Raw genomic sequence first — 17609 nt, forward strand, 5'->3', positions numbered from 1 at the left:
CCATTAGGGCGCGGCGCGGTCCATGTCGCCTGCGGTGGAATGCCGCGCTCGGACCCTCTCCGCCGCACCACGCAGCCTTTCCCCAGCGGCCGCAACAGTCTATAGGGCTCGCCGTCCGCGCCACGTTCCGGCCCTGTGCGCCGAGCGTCAGAGCGCGCCACCGCGAGAGGAAGACCCCGCAATGGCCAAGATCAAAGTCGCCAATCCCGTCGTCGACATGGACGGCGACGAAATGACCCGGATCATCTGGAAGCTCATCAAGGATAAGCTGATCTTCCCGTATCTGGACCTGGAACTGGACTACTACGACCTGTCGGTCGAGAACCGCGACGCCACCAACGACCAGGTGACGATCGACGCGGCCGAGGCCACCAAGAAGCACGGCGTGGCCGTGAAGTGCGCCACCATCACGCCGGACGAAGCCCGCGTGACCGAGTTCAATCTCAAGAAGATGTGGAAGTCGCCGAACGGCACGATCCGCAACATCCTGGGCGGCGTGATCTTCCGTGAGCCGATCATCTGCCAGAACGTGCCGCGCCTGGTGCCGGGCTGGACCCAGCCGATCATCGTCGGCCGTCACGCCTTCGGCGACCAGTACCGCGCCACCGACTTCAAGATGCCGGGCAAGGGCACCCTGTCGATCAAGTTCGTCGGCGAAGACGGCGAAGTCATCGAGCACGAAGTCTACAAGGCTCCGGGCGCCGGCGTGGCCATGGCCATGTACAACCTCGACGACTCGATCCGCGAGTTCGCCCACGCCTCGTTCGCCTACGGCCTGAACCGCAAGTACCCGGTCTACCTGTCGACCAAGAACACGATCCTCAAGGCCTATGACGGCCGCTTCAAGGACCTGTTCCAGGAAGTCTACGACGAGCACTACGCCGAGCAGTTCAAGGCTCTGGGCATCCACTACGAACACCGCCTGATCGACGACATGGTCGCCTCGGCGCTGAAGTGGTCGGGCGGCTACGTCTGGGCCTGCAAGAACTACGACGGCGACGTGCAGTCGGACATCGTGGCTCAAGGCTTCGGCTCGCTGGGCCTGATGACCTCGGTGCTGATGACGCCGGACGGCAAGACCGTGGAAGCCGAAGCCGCCCACGGCACGGTGACCCGTCACTACCGCCAGCACCAGAAGGGCGAGTCGACCTCGACCAACTCGATCGCCTCGATCTTCGCCTGGACCCGTGGCCTGGCCCACCGCGCCAAGCTCGACGACAACGCCGAACTGGCCAAGTTCGCCGCCACCCTGGAAAAGGTCTGCATCGACACCGTCGAAAGCGGCTTCATGACCAAGGACCTGGCCCTGCTCGTCGGCGACAAGCAAGGCTGGCTGACCACCGAAGGCTTCCTCGACAAGATCGACGAGAACCTGCAGAAGGCCATGGCTGCCTAAGCAGCCTGGACTTCCGGTAAGGACGAAGGCCCTCCCTCGCGGGAGGGCCTTTTTCTTTGGAACATTGAAGACGTTAAGCGGCGCGTCAGCATTGAGGCGCCGCGCGCCACGATGCTGACGCGCCGCCCTCGCATCCTGGACGACGCGCCGCAGCCTCGGCGCCCGTGACGGACGCCCGATGCCACGACCGCTGATCGACCCGCCGCAACGCCGCCGCACCTCGCGCGCGACGAAGCTGGCGGCCGGCCTGTTCAGCGTCGGGGCGCACGTGGCCGTGCTGGCGGCGGTGATGCTGGCCCAGGGCGAGCCGCGCCCGCCCGAACCCGAACCGTTCGCGGTCGACCTCGTCGAGCCGCCGCCCCCGCCTCCCCCGCCGCCGGAACCCAAGCCGCCCGCGCCGGAGCCCAGGCCCGAGTCCAAGCCGGCCCGGCCGCCCTCGCCCGCCCCGCCCAAGCCTGATCCCAAGCCGCCCAAGCGCACCGCCCGCCCGGCCGTGCGCCCGCCCGAGGTCGAGCCCGTGCCCGCCACGCCCGCCGACACCACGATGATGGCCGCCGAGCTGGGCGAGGCCGAGCTCGCCGGCGCCACCACGGTCGGCACGGGATCGGGGAACGGTTCGGGCGACGGCGCCAGCTGCGACATGGTCCGGCGGCTGCAGGCGGCCCTGCGGCGCAACCCTCGCGTCCGCACCGCCCTGGCTTCGGCCCACGGCGAAGCCGCCGCCTCGGGCAAGGCGGTGCTGGTCTGGAACGGCAAGTGGCTGCAAAGCCCCGGTCAGGTCGGCCGGGGACTGGCGGGCGTTCGCGAGGCGATCATCATGGAGGTCGGTTTCGCGCCGGCCGCCTGCCGCGCCGACCAGATGCGCGGCCTGGTCGTCGTCAGCCTCGCCGACGGCCCCGGCGCCCCGCGCCTTGCCCTGGGCGACGCCTCCTGGCGCTGGTCGGACCTGCTGTTCGCCCCGGGAACGCGGCCGCCCTCTAGGGGATGACGACCTCGCCGTCCTCCTTGGTGAAGCTGGACGGACGCCGCTCCAGCAAGTCGAGCACGGCTTCGGAGGGCCGGCACAGCGCCACGCCTATGGGCGTGACCACGATGGGCCGGTTGACCAGGATCGGATGGGCGATCATGGCCTCGAGGATGCGCGCGTCGGACACGTCGGCGGCCAGCAGGCCCAGCGACTGCGCCGGCGTTCCCTTCTCGCGGATGAGATCACGCAGCGACAGGCCGGCGCGCGCGGACAGGTCGACAAGCTGCTCCCGCGTCCAGCCGACGGCCAGATACTCGACGACCCGGGGCGCGTAGCCCGCTGCTTCGACCATGGCCACGACGTTGCGCGAGGTTCCGCAGGCGGGGTTGTGGAAGATGGTGATCGGAAAGTCGTTCATGACGCAGGCTCCGGTTTCAGCAGCCACCCGAACACCGCCGCCGCAAGCAGCGCGCCGACGATCTGGGCCAGGATGAACGCCGGCGCACCGACGGGCGCGATGCCGGCGAAGGTGTCGGTCATGGTCCGGGCCAGCGTCACGGCGGGATTGGCGAACGCGGTCGACGCGGTGAACCAGTAGGCGGCGGTGATGTAGAGGCCGACGGCCACCGGCGTGCTCCTGGGCTCGAACCGGGTGGTTCCCAGCACGGTCGCCAGCAGACCGAACGTCGCCACCAGTTCCGAAAGCGCCTGATCCAGGCCGACCCGCGCCTTGGTCGAGACCTGCAGCAGCGCCTCGCCGAACATGGCGTGCGCGATCCAGACGCCCAGCACGGCGCCCGCGACCTGCGCCACCGGATAGAGCGCCGCGTCCAGCCACGGCAGCCGGCGCTGTGACGCCGCCACTAGGGTCACGACCGGGTTGAAGTGCGCGCCGGAGATCGGGCCGAACACGCCGATCAGCACCACCAGGGCCGCGCCCGTGGCCAGGGTGTTGGCCAACAGGGCCAGGGCGAGGTTCCCGCCCGCCAGCCGCTCGCCCATGATCCCCGAGCCGACCACCACCGCCAGCAGCAGGGCCGACCCCAGCCCCTCGGCGACGAGACGGCGGCGCAGGTCGAAGGGGCCCATGGTCAGGCCGGCGACCTGGGCGCGCACGCCGGCCCGCAGGCCTCGACGCGCGCCAGCACCGCGTTCAGCGGCGAGCAGATCTCCGGCGCGCCGTCGCAGCAGTCTTCCATCAGGAAGCCCAGGAGCCCGCTCATCGCGCCGTAGTCGGCCGAATAGATGATCGAGCGCCCCTCCCGCCGCGATGTGACGAGGCCGGCATGGGCCAGGATGCTGAGATTGGCAGACAGGCTGTTGGGCAGCACATCCAGCGCCCGCGCCACATCGCCCGCGGCGACGCCCTGCGGACCGGCCTTCACCAGCAGGCGAAAGATCGCCAGGCGCCCCTCGTGACCGAGCGCCGAGAGCATGTTGACAGCGGACTTCGATTCCATATTTCCATTATTCTCGAAATATGAGTCTTTGCAATCCACTTCCGGAGACGCCCGTGACCCAGTTCCCCGCCCTGGACGCCCCCTTCCTGGCCAGGATCGACCAGGCCCGCCTGGAGCCGTCCGAGCGGGCGTCGCATCCGCCGCGCATCCTGCTGCTGTACGGATCGCTGCGCGATCGCTCGTTCAGCCGGCTGCTGGTCGAGGAGGCCGCGCGCATTCTCCAGGCCCTGGGCTGCGAGACCCGCATCTTCGACCCGCGCGGACTGCCGCTGCCCGACGCCGAAGGACCCGACCATCCCAAGGTCAAAGAACTGCGCGCCCTGTCGGAGTGGTCGGAGGGCCAGGTCTGGTGCAGTCCCGAGCGGCACGGCGCGATCACGGGCGTGATCAAGTCGCAGATCGACTGGATCCCGCTGGAGATCGGCAGCGTGCGCCCCACCCAGGGCAAGACCCTGGCGGTCATGCAGGTCAGCGGCGGCTCGCAGTCGTTCAACGCGGTCAACACCCTGCGCCTGCTGGGCCGCTGGATGCGGATGATCACCATTCCCAACCAGTCGTCGGTGGCCATGGCCTACAGGGAGTTCGACGAGAACGACCGCATGAAGCCGTCCGGCTACTACGACCGGGTCGTCGACGTGATGGAGGAACTGGTCAAGTTCACCCTGCTGACCCGCGACCGCGCCGACTACCTCGTCGATCGCTACAGCGAGCGCAGGGCCGGCGGGCGGATCGCCGAGCATGCGGCGCTGGCCGCCGAGGCCATGCGCCACGAGACGGCCTGACGGCTAGCGCCGCGCCGGCGGGGCGTCGATGACGATCAGTCCCGTCGCGGCGGCCTTCTCGGCCTCGGCGGGTTTCCAGTCGCCCCAGGCCTTGCCCGAGCGCCCCTGCTCCCGGCCCAGTTCGAACAGCCGGCGCATGGCGGCGTCGCTGAAGTCCAGGCTGTTGGCCTCGGCCTCGTCGGGCACCGCGGCGACGCGGAAGGCCAGGCCGTTGCGCTGGGCGAAGGCGGCGTTGGCGGCCAGGTGGGCGCGGGTCGAGGCCTTGCTGCCGCTGTCGTAGCTGCGCTTGAGGATCGCCGTCAGCTTGCCGGCGGTGACCGCGTCGCGCCGGCCCAGCTGGCCGTTGACCAGCACGTAGATCGAGCCGCCGTTCACGGCGCCGGCGGGACGGCTCCACAGGACCAGGCTTTCCGGCACGGCCAGGAACGGCGTGTTGACCCCGCCGTCGACGTGCATCTCCTGGATGATCCGGCCGTCCTTGGCGCGGCCGGCGATCAGCACCGGGGGAAAGACGCCGGGAATGCTGGCCGAGGCGGTCAGCACATCCTTGAACAGTTTCAGGCCCTGCTCCCCGCCCTGCCTGGCGATCAGGCCCATGTCCCAGATCACCGTCTCCTCGCTGTCGAGGTTGGTGGTCGCCACCAGCAGTCGCCGGCCCTTGTCGTGCTCGGCGGCGATGGCCGCCAGCAGTTGCGGCGTCACGGCCTTGTCGACCAGCTTGCGCAGGGCCGAGCTGCTGTAGAGGCTGGGCGAGGCGAAGGTCGCCAGTTGCCGCCAGGCCAGGATGTCCTTGGCCCCGCCGTCGGAATAGGCGGCGGCCAGTTGCGGGTCCCAGGACGGGCCGAGGAAGGCGAACGGCGCGGCCAGGGCGCCGGTGCTCACCCCCGTGACGATGCGGAAGTCTGGCCGCCGGCCGCTCTGGGTCCACCCCACCAGCACGCCCGCGCCATAGGCCCCGTTGGCCCCGCCCCCGGACAGGGCGAGGATCGCGGTCGGCCCCTGGCCCTGCTCGCCCATGATCTGGCGTTCGAGCTGGCGCACGGGGGCGGCGTCGCTGGCGACGATGCGCGGATCGGCCGTCGGGATCACCGCGCCGGGCGCCACCCGGACCACCCCTTCGGGCGGCCTGGCCATCGTTCCACAGCCTGCCAGCAACAAGGCGGCGCTCAGGGCCGCCGCACGAAGGATCGAGGTCACGCGCTCACCTTGGCGTCTGTCGAAATCCGACAGACCCAGCAACGCGCGACTTCGATTCCGGTTGGCTCAGCTTGCCGCTACGGAACGCGAAAAACTTCTAGTTTCCTTGGGTTTGCTTCGGCCAGGGGCCGACCATCTCGACCACCTTGCCCGCGCCCTCGGCGCCGCCCAGCGGCTCGGTGAAGGCGCGCGAGTCGATGAACTGCAGGCCCATCTGGCCGTCGCCCTGCCAGACCATGCGGGTCAGGTGCACCATGCGGCGGGCCGGGTCGACCAGGTGCAGAAGATCGGGCGGAACGGCGAACTCCGGCGCGGCGATGCGCGCCCCGCCCTTGGCGATGTCGATCAGCCGGCAGCGCAGGGGCTCGCCGCCCACCACCAGGTAGGCCTTGCGAGAGGCGGGGTAGCGACGGTAGGCGCGCTTTTCCATTCCCAGGACTTCGATCTGGCTCATCGCGGCGATCCTAAACCCGACTCGGGCCAAACGACCGCGCAATCGTGCGCGAACCGTCGCCGCGGACCCTAGGGGGCGTCGCGAAGACGGGGCAAGGCGCGAGGCCCTTCCGTCCCCAGGAAGGCGGCCCGGTGTTCAATCCTGACCCAGAATGGGCCGTTCCTGTCGCCTCAGGCCAGCTTGGAGTGCTTCCGCGAATAGCCGAAGTAGATCAGGCAGGCGGCCGCCACCCACACGCCGAACAGGGCGAAGGTGTCCCAGGGCAGGCCCAGGATCAGGTAGCCGCAGAAGGCCACGCTGGCGATCGGCAGCACCGGATACAGCGGAACCTTGTAGCCGCGCGGCAGGTCCGGCCGCGTGCGGCGCAGGACGATCACCCCGGCCGAGACGATGGCGAAGGCGATCAGCGTGCCCATGCTGGTCAGGTTCATCAGCACGTTCAGCGGCACGAAGGCGGCCAGGAAGGCGATGAAGGCCGCGACGATGGCGGTGTTCCAGGTCGGCACGCGGGTGCGCGGGTCGGTCTTCTGGAAGATCCGCGGCAGCAGGCCGTCGCGGCTCATGGCGAACAGGATCCGCGTCTGGCCGTACATGACGACCAGCGTGACGCTGAAGATCGAGATGATCGCGCCCAGGCACAGCACCAGCGAGGTCCAGCCCGCGCCGGTCAGGTTGCGCAGGATCACCGCCAGACCCGCCTCCTGGCCGGCGAAGGCCGTCCAGGGCTGGGCGCCGACGGCGGCCACGGCCACCAGGATGTAGACGGCGGTGACGATCAGCAGGCTCAGCACCACGCCCAGCGGCAGGTTGCGGCGCGGGTTCTTGACCTCGTCGCCGGCGGTCGAGACCGCGTCGATGCCGATGTACGAGAAGAAGATCGACGAGGTCGCCGCCCAGACCCCGGCCAGCCCCATCKGCGCGAACGGCTTGAAGTTGCCGGCCTGAAAGCCGCTGAAGGCGATGACGACGAAGAACAGCAGCACCAGCAGCTTGGCCACCACCAGGATGGCGTTGACCGTGGTCGACTCCTTGGCCCCGCGCAGCAGCAGCAGCATGCACGAGCCCACCAGCACCACGGCCGGCAGGTTGAACACCCCGCCCGCCCCCGGCGGCTTGGCCAGGGCGTCGGGCAGGCGCCAGCCGAACAGGTCGACGAACAGCTCGTTGAGGTACTGCCCCCAGCCCACGGCGATGGCCGAGGCCGAGACGGCGTACTCCAGCAGCAGGCAGGCCCCGACGATGAAGGCCACGAACTCGCCCAGCGTGGCGTAGGCGTAGGAGTAGGACGAGCCCGAGACCGGCAGGGTCGAGGCGAACTCGGCGTAGCACAGGGCCGTCAGCGCCGCGGTGATCCCGGCCAGCACGAACGAGACGATCACAGCCGGCCCCGCCGCCGGCACCGCGCCGGTCAGGGCCACGAAGATGCCGGTGCCGATGGTGGCGCCCACGCCCAGCATGGTCAGCTGGAACAGGCCGATCGAGCGCTCCAGGTCGTGCGGCAGCTCGTTGGGATTGTCGTCGCCCTCGGCCGCGATCGCCCCGACGGGCTTGCAGCGGAAGAGATCGGCGATGCGCGAGCCGGCCATGGGCGCTCCGGGAATTCCTCAGGGGCGGCGAAGGCTTAGGGCCGCGCCGTAAGCGGCGACCCCATAAAGCGGCGAAGCCTCCGGGGAAAGCGGATTCCACGTGCGGAACCCTTCCCGCGCGAACGCCCTTGCAGTGGGGGCATGAATGCCCATTCTAGGCGGCGTTAACCGTGCGGGGGCGCAATGACTTTGCAGAAGCGGATCTGGGACCTGCTGGTCCTGGCGATCTTCATCTTCGCCGCCGCCTTCGCCACAGCGCCCTGGTTCGCCTTCCGCGCCCTGAAGGCCGCGGCCCAGTACGAAGACGTGCAGGCGATGGGCGAACTGGTCGACTTTCCGGTCGTGCGCCGCAGCCTGACCGGCCAGCTCGACGACGAAGCGCCCGCCGCCAAGCCCGAGGCGCCGTCGCTGTGGACCAATCCGATGGGCGTCTTCAAGCGCGCCATCGAACCGATCGCCCCGCCCGAGCCGAAGGTCGACCGCTATCTGACCGTCCAGGGGCTGTCGGCCCTGACCCGCGGCTACGCCCCCGGCGCGGCCCCGCCGCCGGCCGCCCGTCCCGAGACGGTGCTGGGCCGGATGCAGGCCGTGGTGCGCGGCCCCTACCCGACCATCGCCTACTGGGACCCCAACCGCGTGCGCATCGCCGTGCGCCGCCCAGGCGACAAGGCCAAGGCGACCATCTTCACCTTCCAGCGCCGCGAACTGTTCACCTGGAAGCTGGTGCACATCCGCCTGCCGGCCGACGAGCGGTAGGCGGCGAACGACAATCAATCCGATAATGATGCATAAATTACAATTTTAAGGCATCGTCCCGGTCGCGAATGCAGACGCGGAGGGGATGGTGGCGTCGAACAGTCTTTCCAGCATGGCGCCAGTGATGAGCGCCAAGCAGCTGCGGGCCCAGCAGAAGCATCTGAAGAAGGTCCTTCAGATGGTCATGGACTACATCAAGACCTTCTCCTGCAGCGCCATCCTCAGCACGGTCATCGTGCCGATCCTCAAGAACGAGGGCGTTCACTTCACCAGCTGGATCGTTCTAGCGATCTGCGCCGGTGTACTGATCTGGATTTTGGTGGATGCCGACTATGCTAAATAGCGGCGCGATCGGATTTAACGTCTTCCTGGGCCTGCTCGTCTTGGTTCCCCTCCTGCTGGCCTTCGTGGTCAAGGGCGAGATCGAGCGGATCGACCGCGCTTTGAGTGAGCTCAAACCCGATCCAAGCGGATCCAAACCACCGCCCGCTCCCGCCGGAACTCAATCTCCAGCCCCAGCTCCGGCTCCGGCTCCGGCTCCGGCTCCGGCTCCGGCTCCGGCTGAAGGCGGTCAGGAAAATCAGCCCCCCGCAACCGAGGCGGCGGTGCAACCAGATCCGTCCCCCTTGGAAGCCACGATCGAACCCGAACCACCCAAGGCCGGGACGAGCCTCGCAACCATTGTGGCGATCCACATCTCGGGTCTTGTCATCCGAGGACTGCTGTCGGGCATGGCGCGCCGAAGCGGCAATCGCGACAAGATCTCCTGACCGCCCCCGCCTCAGGCCACGTACGCGGCCTGGAACTGGTGCAGCAGCCTGGTGGCCGCGCCCTTCGAGGCCTCGGGTCCCGCGTTGCAGGCCGCGATGATCGCCGCCCCGCGGCCCGGCGCGATCATCACCACCTCGTGCCACATGGTGTTGGACCCCTCGTGCACCAGGACCGGCCCGCGGCTCCACGGGCGCGTCGGGATCACCAGCCAGCCCAGGGCGTAGATCGCATCGCCCTCCGGCGTGGTCAGGCGCTTGATGCTGTCGGCGCTGAGGATCGCGTTGTCCTTCAGGAACAGCCGCGCGAAGCGGGCATGGTCGGCCAGGGTCATGTGCACCGTGCCCGCGGGGCCCATGGCCGGCGGATTGTCGGACGGGCCGGCCGGATCCACCGACGTCAGCCCGCCGCCCGGCGCCGGCAGGTGGCCCCAGGGAGCCGCCCCCTTCGGCGCCCCGAACCCGGCCGAGGTGATCCCCAGCGGCTTGAAGAGCTCTGCCTCGATCGCCTGCTCCCAGGACGTCTTGGTGATTGCCTCGATCGCCGCGCCCACCAGCACGTAGTTGAGATTGGCGTACTCGTACTTGCCGGGCGCGCCGTTGGGCGGCGCCGACAGGAGCTCTGAGGCCAGTTCGGCCCGCTGGACGGCGACGGGCCGCTTGTCGGCATGAGCCCGCGGCAGCCAGCCGCCGGCCATCACCGGCTTGTCGCTGAGGCCCGACACGTGACTCATCAGGCGCTCGATCGTGGTGTCCTTCCACGCCGGGTCCAGCTTCACGCCGGGAAACAGCGAGGCCAGGCTCGCGCCCCACCTGGCCTTGCCGGCCTCGACCAGCCGGGCGTAAAGCGCCGCCGTCATGGCCTTGGTGTTGGAGCCGATGTGCCAGGGATCCGAGCGCTCGACCAGGTCGGTCGAGCCCGCACGGCGCACCCCGCCCACGGCCTGCAGGATCATCCTGTCGGCGTCGCTGACCAGTCCGGCCAGGCCCGGCGCGCCCGTCTCGGCCAGGATCGCCGCCGGATCGACCGGCCCCGAAGGCTGGTCCGAGACCTGGCGGGCCAGCGCCATCGACGGCGCGCTCCCGGCGACGGCGGCGAGCGTGAGCAGGCGACGACGATGCAGCATGGAAACGACCCTCACTGGCGATGGAGCGTCACTTCAACCGCAAGCTCGGGCCGGCCGCAACTTAAAGTTATGTAAATAAGCGTCTAGCCGCGCTCCTCGCAAAAGCGGATGCGGTTGCCGAACGGATCGTGCACCTGCAGCACGTCGCCCCACGGCTGCTCTTCGACGCCCGGCCGGCCATAGCCGTAGTTCTTGCCGATCAGTTCGGCCTGGTAGCCGCGCACGCCCGTCATCGGCACATAGACGGTCGAGCCCGGCGCGGCGTCGCCGTGATGCTCGGACAGGTGCAGGACGAGCCCGGCCCGCTCGATCCCCATGTACAGCGGCATGCCCGGCTCGAAGCGGTGCTCGAACCGGACCGCGAACCCCAGGAAGCCGAGATAGAATTCCCGCGCCTTGGCCTCGTCGAAGCTGCGCAGGATCGGCACGGCGCGCAGGAACTGGACGGGATCGCTCATGACCGCATCCTGACGCCCTTCTGGCCGCTTCCGCAACGCTGTCACCGAACCGTCAATCGCGGCTGCTAGGCACCGGCCATCGCCTTGGGGGGCCTGGCCATGAAATCATCAGCTTTCGCCGCTTCGCTGCTGGCTCTGGCGCTCGCCGCGCCCGCCGTCGGCGCGCCGGCGGTCTATCGCACGCCCGACACGGCGCTCCCCACGACGGTGACCCTGGGCGGCGAGACCTTCGTCAATCACGGCCTGGTCGGCGCGGGGCGGCTGGCGGCCGCCACCACCGATTTCCAGGGCGACACCCTGGGCTCGTTCTCTGGCATGGCGGTCACCGAATGGACGCGCGCCGCCGACGGCGCCTATGCCGGCAAGGTGCTGACCCTGCCCGATCGCGGCCCCAACGGCGTCGGCACGGTGGCCGGCACCACGCCCTATGACAACCGGGTCCATGCCTTCGACCTGACCTTCCGGCCGCTCGGCGCCGGCGCCCCGGCGCGGGCCGAGCAACTGACCCTGACCCCGACCGGCGGCTTCCTGCTGAAGGATGACAAGGGCCACGCCTTCACCGGCATGGATCCGGGCGATGGCGTGGTGTTCTGCGGCCACGCCGCCTGCCCCAGCGCCCTGACCGGCCCGGGGGGCTTCCGCATCAGCCTCGACGGCGAGGCCCTGGCCCGCCTGCCGGACGGAAGCTTCTACGTCGGCGACGAGTACGCGGCCAACATCTACCGGTTCGACGCCGCCGGGGCCCTGAAGGGCGTGATCGCCCCGGTCGCGGCGGTCACCCCGCGCAAGGACGGCCGTCCGGCCTTCTCCAGCGAGATCAAGCCTTCGCTCGGCCGGCGACCGAACCAGGGCCTGGAGGGCGTGGCCGTCTCGCCCGACGGCAAGCGCCTGTTCGCGCTGCTGCAGAGCGCCGCCCTGCAGGATTCCGGCGAGGGCGACGCCGCCCGCGCCGTGACCCGCCTCTTCGTCTACGACATAGACAAGGACCCGGCCCCCGCCGCCCCGATCGCCGAGTACGCGCTGGAACTGCCGGTCCTGAGAACCAAGGGCGACGGCGGCGAGCCCGACAAGGTGGCCGCCCAGTCCGAGCTCCTGGCCCTGTCGGACCACCAGTTCCTGGTGCTGGCCCGCGACGGCGCGGGCCTGGGCTCGGGCTCGGCCAAGCCGACCGTCTACCGCTCGGTGCTGCTGGTCGACACGACGGGCGCCACCAACCTGGTCGGCCAGGCCGGCGACGCCGAGGGCGCGGCGATCGCGCCCGGCGGCGTGCTTCGCCAAGGCGTGATCCCGGCCCGCCAGGCCCAGCTGATCAACCTGATCGATCCGGCCGGCCTGGCGCGGGTCGGCCTGAACCTCGACAACGCCGCCCCCAACGCCGCCACCCTGCCCGAGAAGCTCGAATCCCTGGCCCTTGTCCCGGCCCTCGATCCCGCCGCGCCGGGCGACGTCTTCCTGCTGGTCGGCAGCGACAACGACTTCCAGACCGCCCGAGGCAAGGTCGGCGACCTGGCCTTCGACGCCGCGCCAAGAACGCCCGAGGGCGCGCCCGCCGCCGACAACGACAGCCTGGTGCTGGTCTATCGCCTGACCCTGCCCGCCGCCCTGGCCGCACAGCGTCGCTTTTGACCCCGGCGCGGGGGCGATGCTATCCAGCGACCCGCGTTTTCCGCCGAGGCTCCAGTCCATGATCCCTCCTTCGCCGTTCCGGGCGCGTTCGGCATGATCGCCCTGACGCTGGAGGTGCTGGCGCGCGCCCTGCCCTTCTTCCTTCTGGTCGGCGCGGGCGTGACCCTGGCCCGGCTGCGACTGCTGGACGGCCGCATGGCCCAGGGCCTGTCGGCCTATGTCTACTGGATCGGCTTTCCGGCCCTGCTGGTGCACTCGCTGTCCCGCATGGGCCGGCCGGACCACGACCTGACGCTGGGCCTGGCCGCCTACGCCGCCTGCCTGGCGGCGATCATGGCCCTGATGGCGGGCGTGGGCCTGGTCTTGCGCTGGAACCGGGGCGAGCGGGCGGGCGCAGCCATGGCCGCAGGCGTCGGCAACAGCGCCTTCCTGGGCCTGCCCGTCGCCGCCGCGGTGTTCGGGCCCGAGGTCGCCCGCGTCGGCGCGGGGATGGTGGCCATCGACTTCGTGCTGGCGACGGCTCTCGGCGTCGCCCTGCTGGGATGGGCCGGCGGCCGTTCGGTCTGGCGCTCGACGATGCAGGCCTTCCGCAATCCCATCGTCGCCGCGGCCCTGTTCGGCACGGCCCTGGCCCTGCTCGGCCTGCAATTGCCCGGCGTGCTCGACCGCGCGGTCGGCGCGGCCGCCGCTTCGGGCAGCCCCGTGGCGCTGGTGGCCCTGGGCGTCGTCCTGGGCCTGCCCGCCGAGGCCGACGCCGCCCCGCCGCGCTGGAGCCCGGTCGCGCTCGCCGCCGTCGCCAAGCTGCTGGTCCTGCCGGTCCTGGTCTGGTTCGTGGTCGGGCTGACGCCCGCGCCGGCCACCTTCCACCTGGCCGCCACCTTGCTGGCCGCGACCCCGACGGCGGTCAACGTCTTCATCCAGACTCGCGCTTACGGCGTCTTCGCCCGCGGCGGCGCCCGCACCGTGGCCCTGACCACCGCCATCGCCTGCCTCACGCTGTCGGCCGTGGCGGTGTGGCTCAAGACCTAGGCCAGCTTCTTCCTGCCCAGCCGCGCGAACCACGGCTGGGTCGGATAGGCGATGGAGCCGGCGACGCTGAGCGCGATGGTCGTGCCCTTGCCGGACGCGCTCTCGATGGCCAGCTGGGCGCCCATCTTGCCGGCCCGCTCGTGCATGCCGATCAGGCCGTAGTGGCCCTCGCGGCTGGCCCAGGCCATGCGGTTGGCGCCGATGCCCACGCCGTCGTCGCGGATGGTCACCTGCAGCTGGCGCACGCCGTAGGCGACCTTGACCAGCACCTGGCCGGCCTTGGCGTGGCGGGCGGCGTTGAACAGGGCCTCGCCGGCGATTCKGACGATCTCTTCCTGCACCAGGGCCTGCACCGGGCGAGGCGTCCCCTCGGTCACCAGCTCGACCTTCACGCCGGTCTCGAACGGCTGCTCGGCCGTCAGTTCGCGCAGCACGATGTCCAGCCGCCGCACCTCGGTCCCGCGCAGGTCGCGCACGCGGTCGCGGCCCTCGACCAGCATCTGGTCGGCGCGGTCCAGCGCCTGGTTGATGACGTCCCTGGCCGGCAGGTCGTCGGGGATCTGGTAGGCAACCGACTGGAACCGCATGATCAGGCCCTGCACGCTCTGCAGCAGGGTGTCGTGCAGTTCGCGGGCGATGCGCTCGCGCTCGGCGGCCCGCTGCTCCAGCCGGTCCTTGATCTGGGCCGAGACCCGCCGCAGCCGCAGCGCGTAGACGCCCCACAGCGCCAGCGCCACGGCCAGCACGCCGGCGGCGCGGAACCACCAGGTCTCCACCAGGGTCGGCGGGATCTCGACGGTCAGGGTCGCACCCTGCTCGTTCCAGACCCCGTCGCTGTTGGCCGCCTTGACACGGAACTGGAAAGTCCCCGGATGCAGGTCGTCATAGATGACCTCGCGCCGGTCGCCGGCGTCGACCCAGTCGCTGTCGACGCCCTCCAGCCGATAGCGGAACCGCACGCGGTCGGGGGCCGGAAAGCTGAGGGCGGTGTAGTGGATGCGCAGGCCGCGCGTGCCGGCCGGCAGGCGCAGCGCGCTGGGATCGCGAAAGCGCTGGTCGCCGATGCTGACCGAGCGGATGGCCACGGGCGGCGGCAGGGTGTTGACGGTCAGGCGGGCGGGATCGACCACCACCACGTTGCGCCGGGTGAGGATCCAGATGCGGCCGTCGCCGCCGGCGGCGATCTGCTGCCCCGGCGACTTCTGCACGAAGCTGTTGAGGCCGTCGCGGAAGTCGAAGACCCGCCGCGCCAGGGGCGCGCCCGGCGCGTCCAGCGCGCGGTCGAGGTCTGCCGAGCGCATGCGCACCACGCCGGCGTCGCCGATCGTCCAGGTGTCGCCGGCCGGCGTCTGGACCAGGCCGTTGACCGAGGCGAGCCACGGATAGCGCTCGGCGTCCAGGCTGGCCACCGCGCCGCCCCGCAGCCGCGCGAAGCCCTGGCCGCCGCTGAGATACAGCGCCTCGCGCCCCGGCAGCAGCCCCTCGATCTCGCCGATCGGGAAGCGCGCCTTGTGGATCGGCTCGAACGGCGGGCGGGCGCCCGGCGAGGGCGCATTGCGGAACAGGATCGCGGCCCGGCCGTCGGGCTGCAGCGCCGCGTTCGAGGCGATGCCGGACCCCGACGAGCCGCCCTGCCAGCGGTTCCACGTTCCGCCCTCGCGCCAGTAGAGCCCCTTGTCCAGCGCGGCCATCCACAGGCGGCCGTCCTCGTCCTCGGCGCAGCCGTAGGCGCTGGCCTCGGCCGGCTTCGGATAGGTCTCGACCTTGCCGCCGCGCACGCGCAGCACGGTGTCGCGCAGGGTCACCCAGACGGCGTCGCCCGCCCCCGCGCACAGCGAGCCGGCCGACCAGTCGGTCCGCAGCACCGGCTTGGGCGCGCGGCCCGGCGCGATGGCGTAGAGCGTGTGGGCGTCGGCGATCCACACCGCGCCGTCGGGCGTGGAGGTCATCCGGTAGCCGCGCGCGGAGTTGGGCGGAATGGCCTGCTCGACCGTCACGGCGGCGGGCCGCAGCATGTCCAGGCCCAGCTCCGTGCCGAACCAGATGTTGCCCTCGCGATCCTCGAACACGGCGTGGGTCTGGTCCGAGGTCAGGCCGTGCACGGCCTTGTAGGACTGGATGCGCAGGGCGTCGGCCTGCTTGGCCGCCACCCCGGGCGCCGAGATGTGGACCACCCCGTCGGTCCAGGTCGCGCCCCACAGGTCGCCCTTGCGGTCGAACAGGATGCGCGAGGCGCCCACCTCGTCGCGGCGCGGATAGGCCCTGGTCAGCGACGAGGCCGCCGGGGCCTCGCCGCGCAGCAGGCGCGTGCTGGTGGAATCCGACAGCCACAGGCGCCCCAGCGCATCCTCGGCCAGGCTGGCGCGGCGCGCGACCTTGGCCCCGGTCGGCGAAAAGCGGGTCTCGCCCGGCGCGCGGCGCAGCACCGTGTCGGTCAGCACCAGCCACTGCACGCCCTGCCGGTCGAAGAAGACCTGCCAGACCTCCTGCTCGGGCAGGCCGGCCTCGGGGCCGAACTCCCGCCAGCGGCCGTCATGCCAGCGGGCCAGGGTGGCGCGCTTGCGGCCGCCCCGCGCGACCCAGATCCCGCCCTCGCGGTCCTCGGCCAGGCTGGTGACCTCGCGCGAGGGGTCGGGCATGCGGGCGTCGATCAGCCGCCCGTCGCGATAGACCGCCACGCCGCCGCTGCGGCCAAGGCCCACCCACAGCGCCCCCGAGCGCGCCCCCAGCACCTGCGAGACGTTCAGGCGCCCGGGCTTTGGCCCCTCGCGGCGGATCGGCTCGAAGGCCACCCCGTCGAAGCGGAACAGGCCATCGACGCTGCCGATCCAGAGGTAGCCGTCCTTGGACTGGCCGATGGTGTTGACCCGGCTGGGCGCGCCGCCCTCGATCGACCAGCTGACGCGTTTGTACTCGCCCAGGGGCTCGAGGGCGGGCGCGGCCCAGGCGGCCGTTCCCGCCAGGGCCAGAGCGAGCGCCCCGCCCGCCAGTCCGTTCCGGAGCCCCCCAGCCCGCTTCAAAGGTCGATGATGCCGCGCTTGGCGGCCACGGTCACCGCGTGGGTCCGGTCGTTGACGTAGAGCTTGGCGAAGATGCTCTTGATGTTCGACTTGATGGTGTCTTCCGACAGGTTCAGTTCGCGGGCGATGTGCTTGTTGGAATTGCCGTTGGCGATCAGCTGCAGGACGGTGATCTCGCGGGCGTTCAGCGACTCGTCGATGGCGTGGATGGCGATGCGCTCGGCCACCTCGGCCTGCAGGTGGCGACGGCCGGCGTGGACGCCGCGGATGGCGTCCAGGAGGTCGCGGCGCAGGCTGCTCTTCAGCAGATAGCCCGCCGCCCCGGCGCGCAGGGCGTGCAAGGCCTGGGCGTCGCCGGTGAAGGTGGTCAGCACGATGATCCGCGCCTCGGGATGCGAGCGGCGGATGGTCTCGATGGCCACCACGCCGTTGCCCGGCATCTGCAGGTCCATCAGCGTGATGTCGGGACGCAGCCGCTCCCAGCCGGCGATCGCCTCGTCGCCGGTGGCCGCCTCGCCGACCACCACCATGTCGGGCTGGGTCTCTAGCACGGCGATCACCCCCTCGCGCAGCATGGGATGGTCGTCGGCGATCAGGACGCGGATACGGTCGTCGCCGGCCTCGGTGCTGGCGGAGTGCTGGTTCATTCGGCGACGTCCAGGGACTGGTCCTTGCGCATGGGACTCGTACAGTTGGCCTGTTCCGCGAACCGCGACCATACACGAAAGCGGCGCACCACTACCCTTTCGGGGCTTGACCCGAAAGGGCCGCCCGCCCGTTGGCCAGCGCCCAGTCGATGGCGAAGTCGGCGACGTCCTCCCAGCCCGGCTCGTTGCACATCCAGTGCGAGCGGCCCGAGAAGCACTGCAGGTCGGTGCGCGAGGCCGCGCGGCGCTGATGGCGGGCCGCGGCCGCGACCACGGCGGGCGGCGCCATGCGGTCCTCGTCGCCGGCGATCAGCAGCAGCGGCGGGCGCCGCCGGGC

18 protein-coding genes and 1 pseudogene are annotated in these 17609 nt (G+C 70.9%); 8 read left to right on the forward strand and 11 right to left on the reverse strand.

The annotated features are described in order from the left end of the window. Positions 1-181: 181 nt before the first annotated feature. Both AC1DCG_RS20900 and AC1DCG_RS20905 read left to right on the forward strand, forming a co-directional pair. Positions 182-1396, forward strand: coding sequence for an NADP-dependent isocitrate dehydrogenase (locus AC1DCG_RS20900; RefSeq protein WP_165256665.1), 1215 nt, complete (start codon positions 182-184; stop codon positions 1394-1396). Positions 1397-1574: 178 nt separating this feature from the next. Further along, positions 1575-2384 carry a hypothetical protein gene (locus AC1DCG_RS20905; protein ID WP_477041646.1) on the forward strand — a complete coding sequence of 270 codons (810 nt, stop codon included), beginning with the start codon at positions 1575-1577 and terminating at the stop codon, positions 2382-2384. Here the strand turns inward: AC1DCG_RS20905 and arsC are convergent. From arsC to AC1DCG_RS20920, 3 genes are read right to left on the reverse strand one after another with little or no spacing between them, the layout of a single operon-like run. Next, positions 2374-2781: an arsenate reductase (glutaredoxin) gene (gene arsC, locus AC1DCG_RS20910; protein ID WP_477027907.1), complete on the reverse strand. Its 408-nt coding sequence runs from the start codon at positions 2779-2781 to the stop codon at positions 2374-2376. The genes AC1DCG_RS20905 and arsC overlap by 11 nt on opposite strands. Beyond that, positions 2778-3452, reverse strand: a complete 675-nt coding sequence (locus tag AC1DCG_RS20915) for an aquaporin (RefSeq protein WP_477027929.1) — start codon at positions 3450-3452, stop codon at positions 2778-2780. The genes arsC and AC1DCG_RS20915 overlap by 4 nt, the downstream gene beginning before the upstream one ends. 2 nt (positions 3453-3454) lie before the next feature. Continuing rightward, a complete protein-coding gene (locus AC1DCG_RS20920) occupies positions 3455-3823 on the reverse strand; it encodes an ArsR/SmtB family transcription factor (protein ID WP_477027906.1) in 369 nt (122 codons plus the stop codon). 53 nt (positions 3824-3876) lie between these two features. Here AC1DCG_RS20920 and arsH point away from each other — a divergent pair, with 53 nt between their 5' ends. Next, positions 3877-4605, forward strand: a complete 729-nt coding sequence (arsH, locus tag AC1DCG_RS20925) for an arsenical resistance protein ArsH (RefSeq protein ID WP_477027905.1) — start codon at positions 3877-3879, stop codon at positions 4603-4605. A 3-nt stretch (positions 4606-4608) separates the two neighbouring features. Here arsH and AC1DCG_RS20930 read toward each other — a convergent pair whose 3' ends face one another. The 3 genes from AC1DCG_RS20930 to AC1DCG_RS20940 form a co-directional block, all read right to left on the reverse strand. Next, positions 4609-5739, reverse strand: coding sequence for a patatin-like phospholipase family protein (locus tag AC1DCG_RS20930; protein WP_477027904.1), 1131 nt, complete (start codon positions 5737-5739; stop codon positions 4609-4611). Between the two features lie 160 nt (positions 5740-5899). Continuing rightward, the gene (locus AC1DCG_RS20935) at positions 5900-6256 is read right to left on the reverse strand and encodes a PilZ domain-containing protein (RefSeq protein WP_165256677.1); all 357 of its coding nucleotides are present in this window, start codon (positions 6254-6256) and stop codon (positions 5900-5902) included. 170 nt (positions 6257-6426) lie between these two features. After that, a complete protein-coding gene (locus tag AC1DCG_RS20940) occupies positions 6427-7842 on the reverse strand; it encodes an amino acid permease (protein ID WP_477041647.1) in 1416 nt (471 codons plus the stop codon). A 183-nt stretch (positions 7843-8025) separates the two neighbouring features. On the opposite strand from AC1DCG_RS20940, the gene AC1DCG_RS20945 reads away from it, so the two are divergent. From AC1DCG_RS20945 to AC1DCG_RS20955, 3 genes are all read left to right on the forward strand, one after another. Next, complete coding sequence (locus AC1DCG_RS20945; protein ID WP_477027902.1) at positions 8026-8598, forward strand: DUF2939 domain-containing protein; 573 nt, start codon at positions 8026-8028, stop codon at positions 8596-8598. Positions 8599-8722: 124 nt separating this feature from the next. Next, positions 8723-8941, forward strand: a complete 219-nt coding sequence (locus AC1DCG_RS20950) for a hypothetical protein (RefSeq protein ID WP_477027901.1) — start codon at positions 8723-8725, stop codon at positions 8939-8941. After that, positions 8931-9368, forward strand: a complete 438-nt coding sequence (locus AC1DCG_RS20955) for a hypothetical protein (RefSeq protein WP_477027900.1) — start codon at positions 8931-8933, stop codon at positions 9366-9368. Before AC1DCG_RS20950 ends, AC1DCG_RS20955 begins: the two co-directional genes overlap by 11 nt. Before the next feature lie 11 nt (positions 9369-9379). On the opposite strand, the gene AC1DCG_RS20960 is transcribed toward AC1DCG_RS20955, so the two are convergent. Beyond that, on the reverse strand, positions 9380-10492 hold the full coding sequence (locus AC1DCG_RS20960) for a serine hydrolase domain-containing protein (protein ID WP_477027899.1): 1113 nt from the start codon (positions 10490-10492) through the stop codon (positions 9380-9382). An 83-nt stretch (positions 10493-10575) separates the two neighbouring features. After that, positions 10576-10950, reverse strand: coding sequence for a glyoxalase superfamily protein (locus AC1DCG_RS20965; protein ID WP_477027898.1), 375 nt, complete (start codon positions 10948-10950; stop codon positions 10576-10578). Between the two features lie 99 nt (positions 10951-11049). Between AC1DCG_RS20965 and AC1DCG_RS20970 the strand changes: the two genes are divergently transcribed. Together AC1DCG_RS20970 and AC1DCG_RS20975 are read left to right on the forward strand one after the other, a co-directional pair. After that, complete coding sequence (locus AC1DCG_RS20970) at positions 11050-12576, forward strand: esterase-like activity of phytase family protein (protein ID WP_477027897.1); 1527 nt, start codon at positions 11050-11052, stop codon at positions 12574-12576. A gap of 93 nt (positions 12577-12669) precedes the next feature. Next, positions 12670-13605, forward strand: a complete 936-nt coding sequence (locus AC1DCG_RS20975; RefSeq protein ID WP_477027896.1) for an AEC family transporter — start codon at positions 12670-12672, stop codon at positions 13603-13605. Here AC1DCG_RS20975 and AC1DCG_RS20980 read toward each other — a convergent pair. From AC1DCG_RS20980 to AC1DCG_RS20990, 3 genes and pseudogenes are all read right to left on the reverse strand, one after another. Next, complete coding sequence (locus AC1DCG_RS20980; RefSeq protein WP_477027895.1) at positions 13602-16625, reverse strand: sensor histidine kinase; 3024 nt, start codon at positions 16623-16625, stop codon at positions 13602-13604. The genes AC1DCG_RS20975 and AC1DCG_RS20980 overlap by 4 nt on opposite strands. Then, complete coding sequence (locus AC1DCG_RS20985) at positions 16622-17272, reverse strand: response regulator transcription factor (RefSeq protein WP_165256695.1); 651 nt, start codon at positions 17270-17272, stop codon at positions 16622-16624. The genes AC1DCG_RS20980 and AC1DCG_RS20985 overlap by 4 nt, the downstream gene beginning before the upstream one ends. A gap of 91 nt (positions 17273-17363) precedes the next feature. Continuing rightward, positions 17364-17609 (reverse strand): annotated as a pseudogene (locus AC1DCG_RS20990) (alpha/beta hydrolase); the annotation flags it as partial.

This window comes from Caulobacter sp. 10L414, from assembly GCF_056395525.1.

Excerpts from the sequence above, each read along its gene's own strand:
- AC1DCG_RS20985 (WP_165256695.1), bottom strand. The coding sequence starts at position 17,272 with ATGAACCAGCACTCCGCCAGCACCGAGGCCGGCGACGACCGTATCCGC.
- AC1DCG_RS20950 (WP_477027901.1), top strand. The coding sequence starts at position 8,723 with ATGAGCGCCAAGCAGCTGCGGGCCCAGCAGAAGCATCTGAAGAAGGTC.
- AC1DCG_RS20900 (WP_165256665.1), top strand. The coding sequence starts at position 182 with ATGGCCAAGATCAAAGTCGCCAATCCCGTCGTCGACATGGACGGCGAC.
- AC1DCG_RS20970 (WP_477027897.1), top strand. The coding sequence starts at position 11,050 with ATGAAATCATCAGCTTTCGCCGCTTCGCTGCTGGCTCTGGCGCTCGCC.
- arsC (WP_477027907.1), bottom strand. The coding sequence starts at position 2,781 with ATGAACGACTTTCCGATCACCATCTTCCACAACCCCGCCTGCGGAACC.
- AC1DCG_RS20945 (WP_477027902.1), top strand. The coding sequence starts at position 8,026 with ATGACTTTGCAGAAGCGGATCTGGGACCTGCTGGTCCTGGCGATCTTC.
- AC1DCG_RS20905 (WP_477041646.1), top strand. The coding sequence starts at position 1,575 with ATGCCACGACCGCTGATCGACCCGCCGCAACGCCGCCGCACCTCGCGC.
- AC1DCG_RS20920 (WP_477027906.1), bottom strand. The coding sequence starts at position 3,823 with ATGGAATCGAAGTCCGCTGTCAACATGCTCTCGGCGCTCGGTCACGAG.
- AC1DCG_RS20960 (WP_477027899.1), bottom strand. The coding sequence starts at position 10,492 with ATGCTGCATCGTCGTCGCCTGCTCACGCTCGCCGCCGTCGCCGGGAGC.
- AC1DCG_RS20975 (WP_477027896.1), top strand. The coding sequence starts at position 12,670 with ATGATCGCCCTGACGCTGGAGGTGCTGGCGCGCGCCCTGCCCTTCTTC.
- AC1DCG_RS20915 (WP_477027929.1), bottom strand. The coding sequence starts at position 3,452 with ATGGGCCCCTTCGACCTGCGCCGCCGTCTCGTCGCCGAGGGGCTGGGG.
- AC1DCG_RS20955 (WP_477027900.1), top strand. The coding sequence starts at position 8,931 with ATGCTAAATAGCGGCGCGATCGGATTTAACGTCTTCCTGGGCCTGCTC.
- AC1DCG_RS20930 (WP_477027904.1), bottom strand. The coding sequence starts at position 5,739 with ATGGCCAGGCCGCCCGAAGGGGTGGTCCGGGTGGCGCCCGGCGCGGTG.
- AC1DCG_RS20935 (WP_165256677.1), bottom strand. The coding sequence starts at position 6,256 with ATGAGCCAGATCGAAGTCCTGGGAATGGAAAAGCGCGCCTACCGTCGC.
- AC1DCG_RS20965 (WP_477027898.1), bottom strand. The coding sequence starts at position 10,950 with ATGAGCGATCCCGTCCAGTTCCTGCGCGCCGTGCCGATCCTGCGCAGC.